The organism is Maribellus luteus (assembly GCF_003576475.1).
Lineage (GTDB): Bacteria > Bacteroidota > Bacteroidia > Bacteroidales > Prolixibacteraceae > Draconibacterium > Draconibacterium luteum.
Genome location: NZ_QWGR01000280.1, coordinates 1 through 520, shown reverse-complemented (window position 1 = coordinate 520; position 520 = coordinate 1). Strand labels below are relative to the sequence as shown.

Sequence of the window (520 nt, the reverse complement as noted above, 5' to 3'; positions counted from 1 at the left end):
GACGCGGCAGTCGAAGATCACGACCTTGTCGCTGTTGATCATCTCCAGGATCTTGTCATCCAGCTCGGCCGGCTCCGAGCAGCGGATGCCGTGGGCGCCATAGGCCTCGGCCAGCTTCACGAAGTCGGGCAGGCTGGAGGAATAGGAGTGGCTGTAGCGCTCGCCGTGCAGCAGCTGCTGCCACTGGCGGACCATGCCCATCCATTCGTTGTTCAGGATGAAGATCTTGACCGGCGGGCCGTACTGGACCGCCGTCGACAGCTCCTGGATGCACATCTGGATCGAGGCCTCGCCGGCGATGTCGACGACCAGGGCGTCGGGGTGGGCGAGCTGCACGCCGATGGCCGCCGGCAGGCCGTAGCCCATGGTGCCCAGGCCGCCCGAAGTCATCCAGCGGTTCGGCTCCTCGAAGCGCAGATACTGCGCCGCCCACATCTGGTGCTGGCCGACCTCGGTGGTGATGTAGGTGTCGCGGTCCTTGGTCAGCGCATAGAGACGCTCAAGCGCATATTGCGGCTTG

At 65.2% G+C, this 520-nt stretch carries 1 protein-coding gene; it reads right to left on the bottom strand.

Going from position 1 to position 520, the window contains the following annotated elements:
* A partial coding sequence (locus tag D1614_RS28900) for a thiamine pyrophosphate-dependent enzyme (protein WP_241558169.1) occupies positions 1-520 on the bottom strand: 520 nt, incomplete at both ends.